Genomic DNA, 20,035 nt, shown 5'->3' with positions numbered 1-20,035 from the left:
TATTAATGACCTGGGAGTTATGAATAGGATTACTAGCGATATCACTAGGCTGGTTATTGAGAATAGAGTTAAACCCGTCATCAACCTAATTCCGTGTTTAGTACCCAATATATTCACCACAACTATGGCTGCGAAGAACACTACGGCTATTGCAACAGACTCCGCTGGTGTTATGTTAACATTGAAGCCGAGTATTGGCAATACTGAGGCTAATTGGCTGACGCCTGCTAGGGATATTAATGCGTAGTAGACCAAGGACTCGATCACAAAGCCCAGCGCTAGGCCGAAGGCTAGCCAAGCTAACCTAGGCCCAAGGGCCCTGGTTAACCACACGTAATCGCCACCGGTTCTCGGTATGTGCCTTGTTAACATCGTGTATACTATGATTTGTGGTATCGATAGCGCGAAGGCTATTAGTGAGGCGTAGACTAGGTTAACCCCTGCCACGGTTGGTAGTGAGGCCAGGGTGAAGCCCACTGTACCAAGGGCGGCCCCAACGGACATGTTGGCTATGTTAATGGACACTGCATCCGTGAACCCAGCTGTTTTAACGAGACCAGTAGACTCCCTTACAAATACCCTTCCCTTGCTTCCCATATTAACCATCTAGTAAATTGATTTATAAATATTTCCTTTATTTTAAAATAATCTTTAATTAACTAATTAAATTATGTTCATAACCATATCATGAAACATTTAAATGATGCAATGATGGAGTTCTAACCGGTCTATGAGATATTGCCGAGTTTTTATATTGCAATGCAATGCCTTATCATTGCTTTATTTTATTAAAAAGCTCATTGTTAATGTCCTTACCTAGCTTAACGAGTATCCCCCAGGCTGCTATTACACCTGTGGCCGCGGCCACATTGATACCCCTCGATAGCCCTGCACCATCACCAGCTGCGAATATACCCTCCACTGTCGTCTCCATGAGCTTGTTGACTACTGCCCTCATACTGTAGTACTTTATCTCTGGCGCATAAAGGAGTGTGTATTTTGATGCTAGGCCAGGTACGACGTTATCAACCTTGTTCAGGAACTCCAGCAGGTTGTCAACAACCCTGTGGGGTAAAGCCATTCCAATGTCACCTGGGGTTACGAACTTGAGGGTTGGCTCAACAATACTCCTCCTAATCCTATCCCAAGTGGACCTCCTACCATCCTCAAGGTCACCGAGCCTCTGAATTATTGGCCTACCCCCACCTAGCTTAGTGGCTAACCTGGCTATTGACTTACCATACTCAATGGTGTCCTCCAGTGGATCCGTTAGCCTTATTGATGTTAATAGGGCGAAGTTCGTGTTGCTGCTCTTCCTATCCAGGTACGTCTCGCCATTAACTCCAACGGTCCTATCATCATAGTTCTCCATGACCACGAAGCCACCTGGGTTGACGCAGAATGTCCTAACCTTGTCGTCATGAGACCTGGTGTACATGATCACCTTGGGGTCCATGTATAGGTCCGTCAATGGATCCATGACATACTTAGGCACCTCAACCCTAACCCCAACGTCAAGTGGATTCGGGTTTAACTCAACACCAATCCTCCTGGCCTCATCCCTAAACCACTCAGCCCCAGCCCTACCGGGTGCCATCAGGACTGTCCTGGCCTCAACATCCCCCCTCCTTGTCTTAAGGCGGAATAAACCCCCATCCTTAGACACATGCTCCACCGCCGTACCGACCATGAACCTAACCCCAGCCTCCATTAGGTAAGATGTGAAATTCTCAATAACCCTAATGGACCCATCAGTACCAATGTGCCTCTGCCTAATGGGCACCAGCTGAGCCCCAACCTTAGCCAGGGATCTCTGGTAGTCGCTGAAGGTGGGGCCACTTGGCTCGAAGACCCTATCCACAGGTGCGCCAAACTTAACGAAGACATCATCAACGTAGTTTATGATATCCATGGCCACACTCCAGCTGCCGATTAATTCATGCAGGTCACCACCTATGTCGGGCCTTAGGTTTATTATGCCACTACTGAATAACCCAGCCCCACCAACACCGTGTGTTACGTGACATGGCACACAGACGCATTTACCAACCTTGGCCAGTGGGCAATGCCTCTGCCTTGCCATGTAGCCCTTATCCAAAACAACCACGCTTAAACCACCACCCGCATTCTTAACCAGTTCATAGGCTGCGAATAACCCGGCTGGGCCAGCCCCAACTATGGCGGCGTCGTAGATCATGCAGCCTCACCCCTCCTTAGGTCAACCATGTCCATTGCGTCCTCCCCAGTCCCAATTAACGTGACTGGCACCCCCAACTCCTCGCTCACCCAGTTAACCCACCTCCTGGCTTCAGCCGGTAACTCACCCCAACTCCTCTTCCCCCTGGCCCCCGGGAATAGGGCATCCAACTTTGTTACGGCTATTTGAGTAGGCTTGTTAAGCATGACGGCCCTCTTAGCCAGCTCAACGTTGAATGGAGCCACCCTCCTCAACCTACCCGTCACAGTACCCCTCTCAACCCAACCCCTAGCCTCAGCCTCCTCCGGCTTTAACTCACCCGGTAGTTCACCAGCCCCAACCCTACTGACGAAGGCCTTGAAGACGAGGATTATGTCGCTGACGCTCCTTGGACTAACCCCAACCTCACTTAAAACACCTGAGGCGGTGGTGTCCCTACTCGTCACATATGGGTATGTGCCGTGGTATAGGCTTAGGAAGGTGCCCTGAGTACCCTCAACCACCACAAGCCCACCCCTGCCTAGGGATTCATCAACCTCCCTAGGCACGTCAGTGAGCATGCCGCTCAATTCCTTGAAATCCCTAGCCAACCTAAGCCTCCTCAGGACCCTATCCACCGTTGCCATCCCAACCCCTTGCCCCGTGGAGCCTATGGTCTTCATGAGGTATTCGTCGCTCCTCTCAGCCTCAACATGCCTATCCTCAATCACGCCCGTCGAGTAGTCAACCCAAACCCTCCCCCTGGCCCCAGTTTCCTCAACCTCCCTCATGAGGACTGGTATGCTTAACAAGGCCCCGGGGGCTATCATCAACCTGGTTTGGGTGTTTGGGAAGCAGGATGGGATTATCCTAACCCTCCAAGTCCTGCCACCTAGGTTTACCGTGTGGCCTGCATTTATTGAACCCGTCCTAACGCATATGTCCGGTTTATCAACGAGACTGAGGTATGAGATGACCTTACCCTTACCCTCATCACCGAAGAAACCACCTACAACTACTGTAAGGGGCACTTTTTAATTAAACAATTCAGCCTACTTTTAAGTTTTTCGGTTAATAGTGGGCCTACGTTTAAACAATCATTTAAATATTTGGGAGCGTTTATTAACCCTAACCTGGGTTAACTGAGGTGGACGTGATAAGCCCACTGGACGCCAGGTATAGGGGTGAGCTGGCTGGTTACCATGAATTGGCCTCCGAGGAGGCATTCATGAGGTATAGGGCTAGGGTGGAGCTGCTTTACCTGGGATTCCTTGTGGATAAGTTATCTGGCATGGGCTTGGTTAAACCCATTGATGATGAGGGGAGGGCTAGGTTAAGGAGGCTTAACCTAAGTTACGATGATGTTAAGAGGGTTAGGGAGCTTGAGGTTGAGATTGGTCATGACGTTAAGGCGCTTGAGTATGTGCTTAGGGATAAGCTTAAGGCCATAGGCCTCGGTGAGTACTCACACCTACTCCACTTAGGCTTAACATCAGAGGATGTGAATAACCTAGCCCTAGGCATAATGGTTAGGAGGATACTGCATGGGCACCTGCTACCCAGCTTAGTAGAACTGGGTAGGGTAATGCTGAGGCTGATTGAGGAGTATGCCAACACCCCCATGCTCGCCAGGACCCATGGTCAACCAGCCACGCCCACAACCTTCGGTAAGGAAATAGCCTACCATGCCTACAGGTTATGCACGTGGCTGGGTGAATTAGCCAGATTCAAGTTGACTGGTAAGGTTGCCGGTGCAAGCGGCTCCATGGCAAGTTTCACAATGATAGCCAACTTGGATTGGCCGAGGTTGCTTAGGGACTTCGTAGAGTCCCTAGGTTTTGAGCCTGTGCCCGTGTCAACCCAGATACTGCCCCCCGATAACCTAACGCACCTACTCTCCATGGTTGGTTTGATGGCTAGTTCGCTAGTTAACCTGGCCCAGGACCTGTGGATGTACTCAATGCTGGGTTACATTAGGTTCAGGGGGAGGGCCGTTGGGTCATCCACAATGCCACATAAGGTAAACCCGGTGGATCTGGAGAACGCTGAGGGTAACCTGAAGCTCGGTTCATCAATGCTCATGGAGATCTCCAGGATGCTTCAGGTTAGTAGGCTTCAGAGGGACTTAAGTGACTCAACGGTTAAGAGGAACCTTGGGTTAGCCATGGGTTACGTGATCCTTGGTGTTAAGAGGCTTAGGGCATTCATGGAGGGTGTTGAGGCTGATGTAGATGCCTTAAGCAGCGACCTCAATAACCACTGGGAGGTTCTCAGTGAGGCGGTTCAGGTTAGGTTAAGGTCACTGGGGTTGGTGGACGCATACGAGAGGTCACTTAAAGTGTTTAGGGGATCCAGGATGGGGGCTGAGGATTACCTCGACGCCATTAAGGGGCTTGGGGTTAATGATGAAGTCCTCCTAAACCTAAAGCCAAGTAACTACACTGGTTACGCAGAGTCCATAGCCAGGGACGTGGCGAGTGGCTGCAGGGCACTGCTTAATGAGGTGGAGGGGGTGTGCCGCAGGGAGAGGGAGTCCATGACACAGGTGCTTGGGATTGATTGAATCAATTACCTAAACAATGTTTTAAATCACCCGAAGCATTTATTAACTAAATTAGCCTAAACACGTTAACGTTAAATGAAGAGGGAGTTCGAAATAATCAACTGGAATAGAATTGAGGAGTTGAGCGTTAGATTAGCCGAGTTAATAGCATCCTCAGGCTTCAGACCAACGGTAATAGTAGCTGTAATGCGTGGTGGCTACATAGTAGCCAGGTTATTGTCGGACCTCCTCAACGTACCCAGGGTACTAACAATAACCATAAAGTCCTACACCAGTATTGGGGTTAGGGCCAGCAGCCCAATGGTCATAGCCGGTGAGGTGAATGTTAAGGGTGAGCAGGTGCTAATCGTCGACGACGTCACGGACAGCGGTAATACAATGAGGACTGCCGTCAACTACATTTCAACCCAGGGCCCGCGTTTAATCAAAACCGCGGTGCTCTTCCATAAACCCTGGTCAATGGTTAAGCCCGATTACTACTCATCGGAGACTACCAAGTGGATCATATTCCCGTGGAGCATTGCCGAGGTGTTGAGGCAATTGTCAGTTAACAGGGATCCTGGGGATATCGCCAGGGAGATGGGGTTAAACAAGCACTTCAATGAGGAGATTATAAACAGCATAATTAATATTATTAAGCACACAATGAAGGTCCGTTAGCCCTTAAATATTCATGTGATTAATTAATTCAACGTAATTCTAATCCTAACGAAACGCTTAAAAGGGTGATTGATTATAATGATTGCATGGTTTCCATAGCCGTGTTAGCAAGCCACTCAGCCCTAGACGTACTTGACGGCGCGAAGGATGAGGGGTTTAGGACTGTGGCCGTGGCTAAGAGGGGTAGAGACCTCCCCTACAGGGAATTCCCCGTTGTTGATAGGCTAATACTGGTCGACGACTTCAAGGAAATGGTGACTGAGCCCGTTCTCAGTGAGTTGAAGGCTGAGGATGCTGTATTCGTCCCTAATAGGTCCTTCGCAGTCTACGTGGGGTATGATAACATTGAGGAGAGGTTCCCAATACCCATATTCGGCAATAGGCGCCTGCTCAGGTGGGAGGAGAGGAGCGGCCCCTTCAACTACTATAGGCTACTTGACCACGCGGGCATAAGGAGGCCCAGGACCTTCAACAGCATTGATGAGGTTGATAGGCCGGTCATAGTTAAGCTACCTGAGGCGGTTAGGAGGGTTGAGAGGGGCTTCTTCATAGCTAGGGATAGGGATGATGCGGCGAGGAAGGTTAAGGAGCTCGCTGATAAGGGGATAATAAGGTTGAGTGACCTGGAGCAGGCGTCGATAGAGGAGTTGGTCATAGGGGCCCACTTCAATGCTAACTACTTCTACTCCAGGGTTAGGAGGAGGCTTGAGCTGCATAGTTTCGATAGGAGAATTCAGTCAAACCTCGATGGCGTATACAGGATACCGGCTAGGGACCAACTGGGGCTGGACATTGACGTTAGGTACATTGAGGTTGGGCATGAGCCGGCTACGATTAGGGAGAGCCTACTTGAGAAGGTTTTTGAAATTGGGCACAGGTTCGTGAAGGCCGTTGAGGAGCTTGTACCACCCGGCGTTATAGGGCCATTCACCCTCCAATTCATGGTCACCCCAGAGCTGGACCTGGTGGTCTATGATGTAGCCCCGAGGATAGGGGGAGGGACAAACGCCTACATTGGCATAGGCGGGCAGTACAGTAAGCTATACTTCGGTAGGCCAATATCCATCGGCAGGAGGATAGCGATTGAGATTAAGGAGGCTATGAACAACAACATGCTTGACGAGGTGACCACATGAACATTGAGGAGGTTGTTAAGGGGTACGACGTGGATAGGCTTAAGGTAGTCACCATAGCGAGCCACAGCTCCCTACAAATACTGAGGGGCGCCAAGAAGCTTGGGTTGGGTACCGTGGCTGTGGCTAAGCCTGGTGTTGGGTGGTTTTACAGGCGGTTCAACTTCATAGACAGGGTGATTGAGGTTGACTTCAGCGAATTCGAGAGGTTGGCCGATGAGTTGACTAGGGATAACGCCGTGCTGATACCCCACGGTAGTTACGTTGAGTACGTTGGCTGGAGGAGGGCCCTAAGGATGCCCATACCAACCTTCGGTAACAGGTACCTGCTTGAGTGGGAGGCGAGCCAAAGCAAGAAGATGAAGCTACTTGAATACGCCAGCATACCCATACCCAAGTCGTTTAATGACCCAAGCAGTGTGGATAGGCCCGTCATAGTTAAGCTATCCGGCGCTAAGGGTGGTAGGGGCTACTTCATAGCCAAGGACCCACGGGAGCTCATGGATAAGCTAAGTGGTGTTAAGGATGATGACTACATTATCCAGGAGTACATAGTCGGCGTGCCAGCCTACTACCATTATTTTGCTTCAAGGGTTTATGGGCGGGTTGAACTCTTTGGGATGGATATTAGGTATGAGAGCAACGTGGATGGTAGAACCTTTAACCTAGCCGAACCAACCTTCGTGGTGGTGGGTAACCTACCCATCGTCCTAAGGGAGTCACTCCTACCCACGGTCCAGAGGTACGGTGAGGAATTCTCCAGGGCGGTCTCCGAATTAGTGCCTCCAGGTATGATTGGGCCCTACAGCCTTGAGTCAATAATCAAGGATGACTTAACCATAGTGGTCTTCGAGTTCTCAGGTAGGATAGTGGCTGGGACCAACGTATACATGGGCATTGGTAGCCAGTACTCAGTCCTCTACTTCGATAGACCCATGGATATGGGTGAGAGGATAGCCCACGAATTGGTGACGGCAGCCAAGTCGGGCAGGCTACACGAGGTTGTCACCTAGCCACCTCACACTCCCCTTTAAGGTACACTTGGGTTGAATTGGTTACAGCAGGTTTACCGCAAGGGTCAGGTTCATCCAGTGGTCAGAAGCGGCATTTATCATCACTAGTCCGTGGGCTCTAGAATCATCACCCGCTAAGCATGCACCCTAAAGAACAGCCTCTTATTAAACTAAACTCAATAATAAAAAGTGAAACCCCCATGGTAATTACCCTCTGGCTGGGCCTAATGAAACGGTTACTGCATGGCTGGTTTCCATGTGGTTACAGCGAACGGTTTTACGCCTGAAACCGGTAAGCTCACTTGACCGATATGGCAAGCCGGTTAACGTGGATCATAGTAGGTGTAGTGGCTGCGGTGGCGGTGGTAACAGCAATTGTAGGTGCGGCGTACATGGTGCACGTGTTTAGTAATGGCTACTACCGCTATGGATATTATGGAGGTTACCCATGGGGTTGGATGTGGGGCTGGATGCGGGGTTACGGCAACTTGTATGCCGGGCAACAGCCAAACCGGAACCAATACGGTACCCTAGGTTATGGGTACTTCACCTACTACTCGATAAATGAATCACTTAACATGGCCATGAAGCTACCTGGCAATGCGCATGTTTACCCACAGAACAATACAATAGTATTTACGGGTACTCAAGTGAACCTAGTGGTCATAGCCATGATGAGGGATGATGCTGAACGTATGTTTAACGCCACGGCGCCATCCTATTCCCATGGCGATGTCTTCGTAATATACGGCCTAATAAACCCAACAATAGTAGTATCCGCCGGCGCCATCATTCACATCACATTCATAAACCTTGATGACGATATGTACCACAACTTCGTAATAACCACGGCACCACCACCCTACCCGTACAACGTAATGCCGTATATAGGCATGTATGGTGGCATGGGTCCACAGATGATGCTCTACATGAGGTGGCTACCCCCAGCCAACTATAACTCTGGGTATGCGTATGGTTACCAATACACCGTGTCACTTAACCTACCTGGCACGTACTGGTACATATGCACCTATCCTGGACATGCCGAGGGGGGCATGTACGGTAAATTAATCGTGGTGGGTGGTTAACGTGGTGCCTGTGCTAATACTACCACTGGTAATTGGGGTGTTATTTTGCTGTATGGGTTGGTGGGGTTGGGGATGGGGACCGGGGCTATGGTTCGGGTTTGGGTGGTGGATAATCGGCGCATTAATGTTCCTACTGTTCATAGTGTTAATAATACTCCTCATAATTTGGTTGATTAGAGCCATAAGCCGTGGTTCAGGTTCAAATGCGCATGAATCCCACGGCCCATCGTGCAGCTAACCTTAGGAAGCCACTTGAGTTGATGAATCGTTAAAATTTCTCCTTAACCTAACTATGTTTCTCCCCTTAACCTTAACAACCTCAACGAGCCCCTTCTCCTCAAGCCTACGCACTATCCTCCAGGCCCTAACCTTACTCATTGAGGTCCCTCATAACCTGGTACTGGTAAACCTCACCACCGGACTTAATTATGTACTCTAAAACCTCCCTCTCCTGCCTTGGTAGCAACTTAAGCACATCGAGTCCTTTACCTGTAGGCTGTGGGGATGCATTTGTGCTTGAACCACCTATGCCACTGTTTTGCCTAAGTAGTGTGAATGGCAACGCCATTAGTACTAAGCCGATTATCAACAGTGTTAGTGGGAGGATTAACGGGTAGTAGAACATTGAACCACACATCATACCCATACAGTGGTAGTAACCCATGTAACTGACCATTGGTAATGCAGTAATCAGTGTAACTAGGGCCACCGCCAACACCACCGCTCCAACAATAACCATAGCTACGCCTAGTGAGCTTAACCCGCTGCCCACTTAACCTTAATCATTAATTGCCTATAAAAACATTTGGTGCTGATCCCCCGGGTAAAAATCCTCAATTAATAAACTCTTATAAAAACGGCGGCGCCAGCCTCTCATGCCCATAGTTAGTTTCAATGGGAAGAGCCCTAGGTTGGGTAGAGGTGTGTTCATAGCCTCTACGGCGTACGTTATCGGCGATGTTGATGTTGGTGATGAGGTTAGCCTATGGCCATACGCCGTGGTTAGGGGTGATGAGGACCGCATTTCAATAGGTAGGTTCAGTAACCTCCAGGACCATGCCGTGGTGCACACGGATAGGGGTATTGAGACTGTTATAGGTGAGGGGGTTACGGTGGGGCATAGGGCAATCATCCACGGGGCTAGGGTGGGTAACTACGTGCTTATTGGGATGGGGGCGATACTCCTCAACAACTCGGAGGTCGGCGAATACTCAATAATCGGCGCCGGCGCAGTGGTTACGGAGGGTACCAGGATACCACCCAGGAGCATTGCGGTTGGGGTGCCCGCCAGGGTGATTAGAAGCGTGACCGATGATGACGTTAAGAGGATTATCGAGAATTACAAGGCCTACCTGGAGCTGGCTAAGGCATACGGCAATGGCTCATTATAAGCCGAACAATCACCCCCTTAAACAGCGGATAATTAACTAAGGTCTAATCAGGGTTGGGGGTTGCCGGTTAGTAATGACCTTATGTACCTCTCATAGGCCTTAATGTTCTTGAGCGAGTCCACGTAAAGCACCGTGCATTCACCCTCACACCTAATGTACTTTACAACGTCCCTGTACCTATCCTCAACGATGATTAACGCATTACCCACCTTTAAACTAACCCTCCTCGGTCTCAGGTTGACCCTGGTTGTTTGGGAGAATGGGTAAACATCACTGAGTTCAATGGGGATTAGGCCGTAGGCGCCGTGGTATAGGAATACCCTGACGCCCAGCCTAATGAGCTCACCGGCCACCTGAGTCCTTATGAATGGTTCATCGTAGTCACCGATGATTACCAGTGCGTTGTTTAAGTCACCCATACCCTCAATAAGCCTACGCAGCCTAAAGCCAGCCCACTGAACCTCGGGTCTCGCCAAGTCTGCTTCGTCGAGGATGTTTAACTGGGCTGCATTAACCTTAAGCCCACTGGCCAGTTTGGACACCAATTTACTGAAGAGTGGGCTCCTGCTTAACGCAACATACGCCCTGTAGAGTGATGGGTGTTGCCTAGCCTTCTGCGCCACGTAACCCCACAGGTCATGCTCCCTGATCCTCTGCTTAATCTCGGCTAATTCCCTCGACAGGACCCATAGGTTATGCTGGGCTATTAACCGAACCCTCTCCTCCTTACCCATCTCCAAAAGCTCACCCGCACTTTTACCGCAACCATCAAGTACGTAGCCCCTGTCCAACTCACCCAGCCTAACAGTCCTGCTGCTTAGGATGACCCTGTCATCATTGGCGTAGAGCATGTATGAGGCCGAGTCGAATATGTCTACGCCGAGGGCAACTGCGAGGGGCATTATTAACGGGTGCCCAACGCCGAATAGGTGGATGGGCTTACCAGCGGGTACAGTGGACTTGACCGTGAGTATCATCTTCACTATGTTGGTGAAGTTATAGGATTGAAGTAGCGTTGTTGGGCTACCTATGGCATATATGTCGAAGGGCAGCTCTGAGACAACCCTAGCTGAATAGGCCAGTATGTCCCCATACACCCCACCCTGAGTTGGCCCAACAATAAGCATCCTATGATCCGGGTCCAACTCCCTGAGCATCAGTATTGCCCTTCTAGCCCTCCTAACGGTTTCATTAACCTCAACCTCAACCAGGTCCCTTGGCCTTGGGTAACCCGTGGGTATGTCTAGGATTACCCCTATGTCGCTGCCTATCTCAACCTGATACCTGAGTATTTCATCAGGATTTACGTCGACGTAGCCGTACTGGAGTATTTGATAAGCCCCGGAGTCGGTCATTAGTGGCCCGTCCCAGCCCAACAGTTCATGGATCCCCAAATCCCTGGCTGAATCACCGTAGGTGCCCTTGATTATGTACGCGTTGGTTATGACTTGGCTGAAACCCAAATCCCTAATCCTACTCAACTCAACGTACTGCTTACTTGGGTTTATCACAGGGAATAATGCGGGTGTCTCCACTACCCCATGCCTCGTGTACAATTTACCTATCCTGGCTACCTCATCCTTCTCCACTACTTCAAACATCACCTCCTCCTCGACTGGACGTACTCATCGTAAATCTCCTTAACCCTCCTTGCCATTAACCCAGTCCCCTTAACACCCTCCTCGGTAACGGTCACGTTCTCCCCCACGATTATGGTGTTGGTCTCGTCTATGTACTTAACCATGCCTGGGAAGTACTTCTCAAGTATCTTAGCCAACTCCCTTAGGTCAATGTACTCCTCAATCAATGCAACATCCCGTATGGCCTCAGACCTAATGAGCACCTTAGGGTACCTCTCATTCTTACTGCTGACGACGTTCACAAGCACCATGTTTAACCCCTGGTCTATACCAACCAACTGCCCCCTGTACGATGAACCATCCATGAGGTTGACGAGCACCATCCTCCCAAGCATCCCCATGACCTCAGCGTTGAATCGCCTAGCCCCCTCACCAAAGGCCATACCAGTAGTCCTATACAGTGGCCTTTTTAAACTCTAATAGCCTAAACCAGGCGATGTACGAGTATAAGGGCACCTACAGGGTCACGGGGCTAGAGTATGAGCCAAACAACGTGGTTAAACTTAGGCTTGAGGGTGAAGACGGCCTACTGACGATTGAACTACCAGCCGTGGTGAATAGGTTTAGGGAGGGGGATTCCGTGTTGGTTTCCCTATCAAGCAGTAGGGATGAGAATTATAGGGAGAATTGGAGCGTGTACATGTGGGGCGTGGTCTACTACTCCGGGGAGGACTACGTTAGGTTATCCATTGGGGGATTCATAATGCACATGGAGGGGGGTGTTGTTAAGAATAGGCCTGGTTTGGGGGAGAAGATTTACATTGGTTTAAGGCAATTAACCAAGTGACCCTTTAACCCAATTAGTCGCCGCCACCTGAGGTACCGCCTGTACCCTCCTCACCCTCCTTCTTCCCCTTCTCACTCCCGCTCTCAATCTTGCTGGCGGCTATTATCTCATCAATCCTGAGTATCATTGAGGCAGCCTCGACGGCCGCCTTGTAGGCCTGAGTCTTAACCACCAATGGCTCCACCACGTTGAGGGATATCATGTCAGCCACCTTGCCGCTGAACGCATCAATACCGTACTTCCACCCATCCTCCCTACTCTCATGCATGTGCCTCAGCTCGGTCAATATGTCCACTGCGTCTAGGCCAGCGTTCTCCGCTAGGGTCTTGGGTACGGCCTCTAGGGCGTTGGCGAAGGCCTCAATGGCGTACTGCTCCCTACCACTGACCTTAGCGGCCAATTGCCTAACAGCCTTAGCAGCCTCAACCTCAGGTGCACCACCGCCGGGCACTATGAACGGGTTCTCTATGGCATCCGACACAACGCTTAACGCATCGGTGAGGTTCCTCTCAGCCTCATCAACGAGCCTCTCGAAGCCGCCCCTAATCAGTATGCTCACAGCCCTCGGGTTCCTGCACTGCTCAACGAACACCATCTTCTCGTCCCCAACCCTCCTCTCCTCCACAAGCCCGGCGAAGCCTAGGTCATTCTCCGTTAGGTCGTCTATGTTAGTGACGAGCTTTCCTCCAGTGGCCCTAACGAGCTTCTCAATATCACTCCTCTTAACCCTCCTAACAGCCATAATACCAGCCTTAGCTAAGTAGTACTGGGCTATGTCGTCAATGCCCTTAGTGGTGAAGACTACGTTAACCCCTATTGACTTCAACTTATCCACGTAACCCCTCAGTATGTTCTCCTCCTCATCTAGGAAGGCCTTGATTTGTGTTGGGTCCTGTATCCTAATCTCAGCGTCTATCTCAGGCTTCTCAACCTCCAGTGGTGCGTCCAGTAGGGCTATCTTGGCGTTGGTTATCTTCTTGGGCATTGCGGCGTGCACAACCTCCTTATCAACAACCACACCTTGAATGAGCTGGGTGTCCAGTAGGCTACCCCCATGCTTCTTAACCAGTTGAACATTGTCCAGGTCGGCTATCCACTTATCACCCCTCTGCTCCTTAATCATGGACACTGCCCTTGCCGCAAGCTCGGCGAATTGATCCTTAACGGTCTCACTTATCTTGCCGTGCATTGACGTTGCGGCCACCTTCTTGAGTACATCTATGTTATCCCTATCAACCGGTATGGCTATCTTTGATAGGTACTGAATTGCGGCGTCCAGCCCCTTCTTAAAGCCCGATATTATGACGGTTGGGTGTATGTTCTTCTCAATGAGCTTCTCGGCCTCATCAAGCAGCGCCCCAGCCAGGACAACGGCGGTGGTTGTGCCGTCCCCAACCTCATCGTCCTGTGTCTTAGCTATCTCAACCAGTAGCTTACCTATTGGGTGTTGGACATCCATCTCGTTTAGGATGGTGGCGCCATCGTTCGTTATGGTTATGTCGCCTAGGCTGTCGATGAGCATCTTATCCATGCCCTTGGGGCCTAGGGTTGTGCGCATAACCTCAGAGACGGCCTTAGCCACCATTATGTTTATCCTGAGTGCCTCCTTGCCGAAGGCCCTCTGGGTCCCTTCCTTAAGCACCAGTACAGGGACACCACCTATCTGCGCTATGTAAGCTTGTTGACTCATAAGCGCCCTTAAAAACCGCTTCTATATAAACCTTTCCCAATGCTAAGCGAGCCCACCCTTAATTAATAAGCATGAGAACGAGACACGCCATTACACGGCCGGTAACCAGGAGTGCTAAAGGCTAAGTTGCATGATGCTCCATTACCTCTATAGATGCATGGGAAGCCATCGGTATCATGGGCTTAACTACATTAGGCAAACGTCTTTAACTTAATTCTATATATTATGTCACATATTTAACTTGAACTATAGAAAGAAGGCAAGGAATTAGGCATGTGGGTAATGCTTAAATATACCCCAACGGTAAACCTACTGTGCACTACTTAGAGGGCCTTGAAAATGTAAGGATTATAAATAGTTTCCTCAGAATATTAAATAAGGATTATACTAGGGATTTCTGGAGCAGTAGTGTTGTTGAGGAGATTAGGCGAATGGCGGTTACGGGAAGGCCCATTAGGATATTTAGGAGGGGTGTTAGGAGGTACAGGGTCCTCGATAGGTTAAGCTTCGATAGGTATGAGGTGACGCTTAACGGTGATGAGACATACACTGCGGATTTAACCACCAGGATAGGGGGCGTTGAGTTATCAGCCCCAATCTACATAGGTGACATGTCCTTTGGGGCACTCTCCGGTGTACCCAATGTTGTCGTGGCTGAGGTTGCTGATGAACTAAACCTGGTGGCTGGTATAGGTGAGGGTGGGCTACACCCAGAGGTTGGGAGGCATAGGAGGATTTTCATACAGTGGGCCTCGGCCAGGTTCGGGATAGATATTGATGTATTAATGAGGGGGCTCGGCATAGTTATTAAGATTGGGCAGGGGGCTAAGCCTGGGATAGGGGGCCACCTACCTGGGAGCAAGGTAACTAAGCTCATCTCAACTGTTAGGAGAATACCCGTTGGCGTTGATGCCCTCTCACCAGCTCCACACCACGACATATACTCCATTGAGGACCTTAAGCAGAGGATTGATGCCCTAAAGGAGGCGACGGGTAAACCAGTCCTCGTTAAGATAGCGGCAACCAACTACACACCCTACATCGTGGTTGGGATAGCTAGGATGGGGGCTGATGGTGTGATAATAGACGGACACGGCGCCGGGACCGGTGCGGCACCCCAGGTGGTTAAGGATAACGTGGGCATACCCATTGAGCTTGCCGTGGCGTCGGCGGATAGGATGCTTAGGAGGGAGGGGCTTAGGGACGGTTTCACGGTGATAGCCTCAGGTAGGGTATCGTCAGCCGACGACGCAGCCAAGGTGATTGCCCTCGGCGCTGACGCAGTTGCCCTGGGCACATCCGTGCTTATATCAATGGGGTGCGTCATGGCTAGGACATGCCACACGGGCAATTGCCCAGCAGGCATAACGAGCAAGCTAACCGAGGGATCGGTGCTGGTTGACCATGAACTGGCCAAGAGGGGTGCATTAAACTACCTGAGGGCGTTCCAGGTGGAACTGGGCTTAATAGTGGATAAGCTTGGCCTAGGCAGTGTGAGGGAGCTCGTGGGGAGGAGGGACCTACTGAGGGGTAGCTGCATCGGCGGTGAGTTGGCTAAGATACTTGACGTCGACGATGAGTGCGACGCAGACCCACCTCCCCTTAAGGCCGGTGGATCAGTCTGGACGCCGGACTACTCCATATACGCCAGTCAACTGGCCAAGAAGGGTGACGTGGTCATAACCAGCATGGGGAGCACCGGCCCACCTGAGGTTGAGCCGCCTAAGAGGTTGATTGACTGGCTTAGGCTTGATGGTGCTCAAGTCACCAAGCCATCCATAGATCCCTACAGGGAGGACATAGACACGTCAGTCTACCTAGCAGGGGGTAGGTTAACCATGTCAAGCCCAATCATAATTAGGCCACCTAGGGAGTGGGGTGCGGAGCAGTTGGAGAGGGCTAAGTTCGTGGCTCACCTGATGGACATAGCCATAGACCTGTATGGGTTACCTAACCCAACAGGCAGGCATGCATCGAGGGTTATGTGGGATAGGCCGCTTAGGGGCATGGCAGCCCTCGTAACTAACCCAAGCTACCTAGGTGGGAAATTAACCCCCGAAACGGATGCACCGGTGTACGTAAGGCTACCCCCACTTAAAGACCCCATCAGCCACGTCAAGCAGTACCTAAACTTGGTTTCAGGCATAATAATTGATGATGAGTTGGGCGGTGAAACGGACCTGGAGGTTTCCCTGGTCAACGCCGACCTGGGGTTGAGGAGGCTTGGGGTTAGGTATAGGGTCGACGTGGTAGCTCACATGTCGGCCTTAAGGAGCTCAGGGGACGTGGTTAAACTGGCCGCCCTGGGGGCTGATGCCGTTGAGGTTAGTTCAATATTAAGTAAGGCTATTGTGCCAGGGGGCTTTGAGGATAAGCTCATAAACATAGTGAATGGGTTGAAGAGGGAGGTGGCTCAACTACTGGGCGCCGCTGGGGTTTACACGTACTACTCAACCGTCGTGGGTAATAGGGAGCTTCTGAGGGCCCTTGACCCCAGGGTTAAGGAACTGCTGAGGGTTAAGGTGGCTGGGGAATGGTGATTGTCAACCACTACCCATCATCATGCGGAGTCCTAGGCGTAATAAGGGCCAGCGGCAACGCCGAGAGGGTTAAGGGAGACCACGTTGTTACTGGGATTAGCGCCGTGAGGTATAGGGGGATTGGGCTTGGCGCCGGCTACGCTGCCATAAGCCTCAACGGCCATGGTAACTACAGGATCGGCCTATTCGCCGTGAGGGAGCACTACGAGGACGTTGACTCGCTGCTTAGGGATGGACTAGGTGAGGCTGGGGTCAGGGTAATCAACTCCACCGTTAAGGCTAAGGTGGGTAGTGTGGTTGACGTTGAGTATGAGGTAAACGGCACCGGTGATGGCCTCGGCGATTTAATCAACAACATTAATGATAGGCTCTGGGAGATGGGGGGTGTTGGTAGGGTTTACTACTGGGGTAGACACGTGACCGTGTTTAAGGGGGTTGGGCACCCTGAGGAGGTGGCTAAGGTATACGGCGTCAATAGCCTTGAGGCCGATGCCTGGGTAGCCCACACCAGGTTCCCAACAAACTCACCGGGCTACCTACCCTACTGGTCACACCCATTCGCCATTAACGACATTGCCGTGGTGCACAACGGCGAGTTAAGCTCCTACGGCGTCAATGCAGTCCACTTGGGCTTAACCATGGGGGTTAGGGGGTTTGTGGGTACGGACAGCGAGATAGCCGCCTACATACTTAATTACCTGGTTAAGGTGAATGGGCTTGACATTGAGGATGCGGTTAAAATCATGGTTAACCCATCGCTCAGGGGCATCACCGACCCATTACTAGTTAGGTTACTCAACGAGTACAGGTGGGCCAGGCTTGATGGACCATTCACCCTGGTCATGACCATGCATCACAACGGCGACGTCTACCTAATAGCCCTAGCTGACAGGTTTAAGCTGAGGCCAATTGTGATAGGGTACGATGGGCAGTACTACTACGCAGCCAGTGAGGAGGCTGAGATCAGGGCTATTTCACCCGAAGCCAGGGTTTGGACACTAGCCCCAGGCGGCTACTTCATAGCATCGATTAAGAGGGGTGTTGTATCTTGGGGTAGGCCCGTGGAGCAGGTTGAGGTCTTCTTCCCCCAGAGGCTTTTCCCAAGGCCAATCGACAGTGACGTCGTAGATGCAGGGGGGTTGGGGTATAGGGAGGTTAATGAGGATATCCTGAGGAGGGTTATGAGGGGTGATAAGGTGGTTAGGGTTGTTAACGTTAATGGGCAGAGGTTCATAGGGGTTAACCTGCCCAGGTACGGGGTTAGGGGTGTTAGGGTTGAGATATACGGCACGCCGGGCAACTCACTTGCTAATCTGAACAATGGGGTTGAGTTCGTCGTCTACGGTAATGTGCAAGATGATGTGGCCGACACAATGCACGACGGTAAGGTTGTGGTCCATGGTGATGCGAGGGATGTGCTAGGGCAAGCCTTCCAGGGTGGGAGGATTTTCGTGAGAGGTAATGCGGGTAATAGGGTTGGGGTTCAGATGAGGGAGTACTCCAACAGGAGGCCCTACATGGTAATAGGCGGTAGGGTTGACGACTACCTGGGCGAGTACATGGCGGGTGGCGTCATAATGGTTCTTGGCATTGATGCGTATAAGCTAGGTAAAAGCGTGGAGTTGACGGGTAGCTACATTGGGAGTGGCATGGTTGGTGGTAGGATATACATCAGGGGCAGGGTTGATTACAGTAAGGTTGGCCTAGCCCCCTCAAGCCATGAGGTTAAGGCCCTGGTGGAGGCCCTTAGGGAGGAGGGTTACCCGGAGGACACCTTCAATGAGTGGTTGAGTAGGGTGCTTCAGGTTAGCCACGTACCAAGGCCAACCATGGACTACAGAGAGCTTACAGAGGATGAGGTTAGGGAGCTGAAGCCAATACTGCTCGACTACGCAAGGGAGTTGGGCATCGATGAGCAGGTTATTGATGATTTAATAGGGGAAAGGTACACGGTGATTAAGCCGGGCGTTAGGGGAATACCCACACCGGTTAATTACGGGTTTGAATAACCCCATAAACATGATTAGGTTGATGCATTTTAACATCCATTGATGATATCCCCATGGGGTAGTTTAAGCCTTTACCACGGCTATTACGTCAACCTCAACGAGGGCCTTGGGGTCAATCATCCCAGTGACCACTGTTGTCCTAGCCGGCCTGTGAGGGAAGTACTCCTGGAAGAGCCTATTCATGTCACTGAAGTACTTGGCGTCGGCCAGGTAAACAGTGACCTTGACAACGTTGCTTAGTGATGAGCCGGCTGCATTAAGTATCTTACCAATCTTCTCCACGGCGTTCCTGAACTGTTCCTCGAAGGTCAAGTCTTTACCTTGAACCGTGCCCAACTGCCCCGAGACGAAGACAAACCCATTAGCCACAACAGCGTGGGAGTAGGGGCCTGCCTTGGGTAAGCCCTCAACGTCAACACCCCTAAACATACCTAACCCCGGGCAATCCCCTTTATAAGTATAGGTACTGTGAAAAACAATACCTACATTAGTAAAGGAACATATACATACCCTATGTAATCAACCACATCATGTATATATGCAAATGTTTAAAACATCTGAATATTAGGATAGGTATGGTTATCAGCAGGGAGGTTATAGGCAGTGAGGTTAATGAAGCCTTTGCGTTAATTAAATTTGAGCATAGGGATGACTGGACCCTGAGGACAAGGTCTATTAATGCCCACTTCAGTAGCGTAACATGGTACCCCATTGTTAACTACGCAAACATAGAGATTGTTAACGTTAAGTGGCTTGAAAGATCCATGGATATACGTGAATACTTCAATGGATTGAGTAAGAAGGGGTTGATTTACGAGGTACCTGTAATCAGGCACATAACCGGTAGGCTATACCTAGTGGGCTTCATGGGTCCATACCAAGGCACGGTTAGGGAGAGGCTAGTAATGAATAACATACTTTACTTCAACTCATTCATAGAAAATGGTCAACAAAACTGGTTAATAATGGCACCAATGGACAAGGTGATGGATTTAAAGGATTCACTTAAAGGAATAGGCAAGGTAACGTACTTTAAGGTACAGCCGGTGAAGAGCACGAGGGATGTACTACTAGTGGTAATGAGAAATAACATGATGTCTAGCTACGTTAGGTTAGCCTTAACAGGTAGTGAGTTAAACACGTTAAGGAGCGTGTGGAAACTAGGTTACTTCAACTTAAACAACAGACCGACGTTAAGCGATGTATCGGTGATGCTTAACAAGAATAAGTCAACAATAGATAGGCAGATAAAATCGGCAATACATAAACTGGTGAATTACGTAGTTAACATTACGTAAGCAAATGCAACAAAGTTGCACATAATGTTTATAAAAACTAAAAGGTT

The 20,035-nt window shown here is 50.4% G+C and carries 20 protein-coding genes; 11 read left to right on the top strand and 9 right to left on the bottom strand.

Translation table 11 applies throughout. The features are described from left to right. The 3 genes from AAX04_RS07675 to AAX04_RS07665 form a co-directional block, all read right to left on the bottom strand. Nucleotides 1-597, bottom strand: a 597-nt coding sequence (locus AAX04_RS07675; RefSeq protein ID WP_156519754.1) for an amino acid permease, incomplete at its 3' end; no start/stop codon positions are given. 175 nt (nt 598-772) lie between these two features. Next, nucleotides 773-2,197, bottom strand: coding sequence for an NAD(P)/FAD-dependent oxidoreductase (locus AAX04_RS07670; RefSeq protein ID WP_066796413.1), 1,425 nt, complete (start codon nt 2,195-2,197; stop codon nt 773-775). After that, nucleotides 2,194-3,207, bottom strand: coding sequence for an adenylosuccinate synthetase (locus AAX04_RS07665; RefSeq protein WP_066796411.1), 1,014 nt, complete (start codon nt 3,205-3,207; stop codon nt 2,194-2,196). The genes AAX04_RS07670 and AAX04_RS07665 overlap by 4 nt, the downstream gene beginning before the upstream one ends. A gap of 116 nt (nt 3,208-3,323) precedes the next feature. Between AAX04_RS07665 and purB the strand changes: the two genes are divergently transcribed. The 6 genes from purB (at nt 3,324) to AAX04_RS07635 (ending at nt 8,871) form a co-directional block, all read left to right on the top strand. Further along, nucleotides 3,324-4,739 carry an adenylosuccinate lyase gene (purB, locus tag AAX04_RS07660; RefSeq protein ID WP_066796409.1) on the top strand — a complete coding sequence of 472 codons (1,416 nt, stop codon included), beginning with the start codon at nt 3,324-3,326 and terminating at the stop codon, nt 4,737-4,739. A 75-nt stretch (nt 4,740-4,814) separates the two neighbouring features. Continuing rightward, nucleotides 4,815-5,399, top strand: coding sequence for a phosphoribosyltransferase (locus AAX04_RS07655; RefSeq protein ID WP_066796402.1), 585 nt, complete (start codon nt 4,815-4,817; stop codon nt 5,397-5,399). A gap of 86 nt (nt 5,400-5,485) precedes the next feature. Then, on the top strand, nt 5,486-6,535 hold the full coding sequence (locus tag AAX04_RS07650) for a formate--phosphoribosylaminoimidazolecarboxamide ligase family protein (RefSeq protein WP_066796398.1): 1,050 nt from the start codon (nt 5,486-5,488) through the stop codon (nt 6,533-6,535). 2 nt (nt 6,536-6,537) lie between these two features. Then, complete coding sequence (locus tag AAX04_RS07645; protein WP_066796432.1) at nt 6,538-7,545, top strand: formate--phosphoribosylaminoimidazolecarboxamide ligase; 1,008 nt, start codon at nt 6,538-6,540, stop codon at nt 7,543-7,545. 311 nt (nt 7,546-7,856) lie between these two features. Continuing rightward, a complete protein-coding gene (locus AAX04_RS07640; protein WP_066796395.1) occupies nt 7,857-8,633 on the top strand; it encodes a plastocyanin/azurin family copper-binding protein in 777 nt (258 codons plus the stop codon). A gap of 1 nt (nt 8,634) precedes the next feature. After that, on the top strand, nt 8,635-8,871 hold the full coding sequence (locus AAX04_RS07635; protein ID WP_238377839.1) for a hypothetical protein: 237 nt from the start codon (nt 8,635-8,637) through the stop codon (nt 8,869-8,871). 2 nt (nt 8,872-8,873) lie between these two features. Here AAX04_RS07635 and AAX04_RS12390 read toward each other — a convergent pair whose 3' ends face one another. Together AAX04_RS12390 and AAX04_RS07630 are read right to left on the bottom strand one after the other, a co-directional pair. After that, nucleotides 8,874-9,011: a hypothetical protein gene (locus tag AAX04_RS12390; RefSeq protein ID WP_238377838.1), complete on the bottom strand. Its 138-nt coding sequence runs from the start codon at nt 9,009-9,011 to the stop codon at nt 8,874-8,876. Continuing rightward, nucleotides 9,004-9,405 carry a MarR family transcriptional regulator gene (locus tag AAX04_RS07630; RefSeq protein ID WP_238377837.1) on the bottom strand — a complete coding sequence of 134 codons (402 nt, stop codon included), beginning with the start codon at nt 9,403-9,405 and terminating at the stop codon, nt 9,004-9,006. Before AAX04_RS07630 ends, AAX04_RS12390 begins: the two co-directional genes overlap by 8 nt. 103 nt (nt 9,406-9,508) lie before the next feature. On the opposite strand from AAX04_RS07630, the gene AAX04_RS07625 reads away from it, so the two are divergent. Then, nucleotides 9,509-10,024, top strand: coding sequence for a gamma carbonic anhydrase family protein (locus AAX04_RS07625; RefSeq protein WP_066796391.1), 516 nt, complete (start codon nt 9,509-9,511; stop codon nt 10,022-10,024). A 47-nt stretch (nt 10,025-10,071) separates the two neighbouring features. On the opposite strand, the gene tgtA is transcribed toward AAX04_RS07625, so the two are convergent. Together tgtA and AAX04_RS07615 are read right to left on the bottom strand one after the other, a co-directional pair. Beyond that, a complete protein-coding gene (gene tgtA, locus AAX04_RS07620) occupies nt 10,072-11,613 on the bottom strand; it encodes a tRNA guanosine(15) transglycosylase TgtA (protein ID WP_162270121.1) in 1,542 nt (513 codons plus the stop codon). Between the two features lie 11 nt (nt 11,614-11,624). Further along, nucleotides 11,625-12,047, bottom strand: a complete 423-nt coding sequence (locus AAX04_RS07615) for an Lsm family RNA-binding protein (RefSeq protein WP_066796385.1) — start codon at nt 12,045-12,047, stop codon at nt 11,625-11,627. 53 nt (nt 12,048-12,100) lie between these two features. Here AAX04_RS07615 and AAX04_RS07610 point away from each other — a divergent pair, with 53 nt between their 5' ends. Continuing rightward, nucleotides 12,101-12,451 carry a hypothetical protein gene (locus AAX04_RS07610; protein WP_066796382.1) on the top strand — a complete coding sequence of 117 codons (351 nt, stop codon included), beginning with the start codon at nt 12,101-12,103 and terminating at the stop codon, nt 12,449-12,451. A gap of 13 nt (nt 12,452-12,464) precedes the next feature. Here the strand turns inward: AAX04_RS07610 and thsB are convergent, their stop codons facing one another. Continuing rightward, nucleotides 12,465-14,141: a thermosome subunit beta gene (gene thsB / locus AAX04_RS07605; protein WP_066796379.1), complete on the bottom strand. Its 1,677-nt coding sequence runs from the start codon at nt 14,139-14,141 to the stop codon at nt 12,465-12,467. 314 nt (nt 14,142-14,455) lie between these two features. On the opposite strand from thsB, the gene AAX04_RS07600 reads away from it, so the two are divergent. Beyond that, nucleotides 14,456-16,681 carry an FMN-binding glutamate synthase family protein gene (locus AAX04_RS07600; protein ID WP_066796377.1) on the top strand — a complete coding sequence of 742 codons (2,226 nt, stop codon included), beginning with the start codon at nt 14,456-14,458 and terminating at the stop codon, nt 16,679-16,681. Next, complete coding sequence (locus AAX04_RS07595; RefSeq protein ID WP_084761266.1) at nt 16,675-18,690, top strand: glutamate synthase; 2,016 nt, start codon at nt 16,675-16,677, stop codon at nt 18,688-18,690. The genes AAX04_RS07600 and AAX04_RS07595 overlap by 7 nt, the downstream gene beginning before the upstream one ends. A 63-nt stretch (nt 18,691-18,753) precedes the next feature. Here the strand turns inward: AAX04_RS07595 and AAX04_RS07590 are convergent, their stop codons facing one another. Next, nucleotides 18,754-19,119: a RidA family protein gene (locus AAX04_RS07590; RefSeq protein ID WP_066796374.1), complete on the bottom strand. Its 366-nt coding sequence runs from the start codon at nt 19,117-19,119 to the stop codon at nt 18,754-18,756. Nucleotides 19,120-19,265: 146 nt separating this feature from the next. Here AAX04_RS07590 and AAX04_RS07585 point away from each other — a divergent pair, with 146 nt between their 5' ends. Continuing rightward, on the top strand, nt 19,266-19,988 hold the full coding sequence (locus tag AAX04_RS07585) for a hypothetical protein (RefSeq protein ID WP_066796371.1): 723 nt from the start codon (nt 19,266-19,268) through the stop codon (nt 19,986-19,988). The last annotated feature ends 47 nt before the right edge of the window (nt 19,989-20,035 follow it).

The sequence above is a fragment of the Caldivirga sp. MU80 genome (genome assembly GCF_001663375.1).
Lineage (GTDB): Archaea > Thermoproteota > Thermoprotei > Thermoproteales > Thermocladiaceae > Caldivirga.
This window is presented reverse-complemented; position numbering and strand designations above follow the sequence as displayed.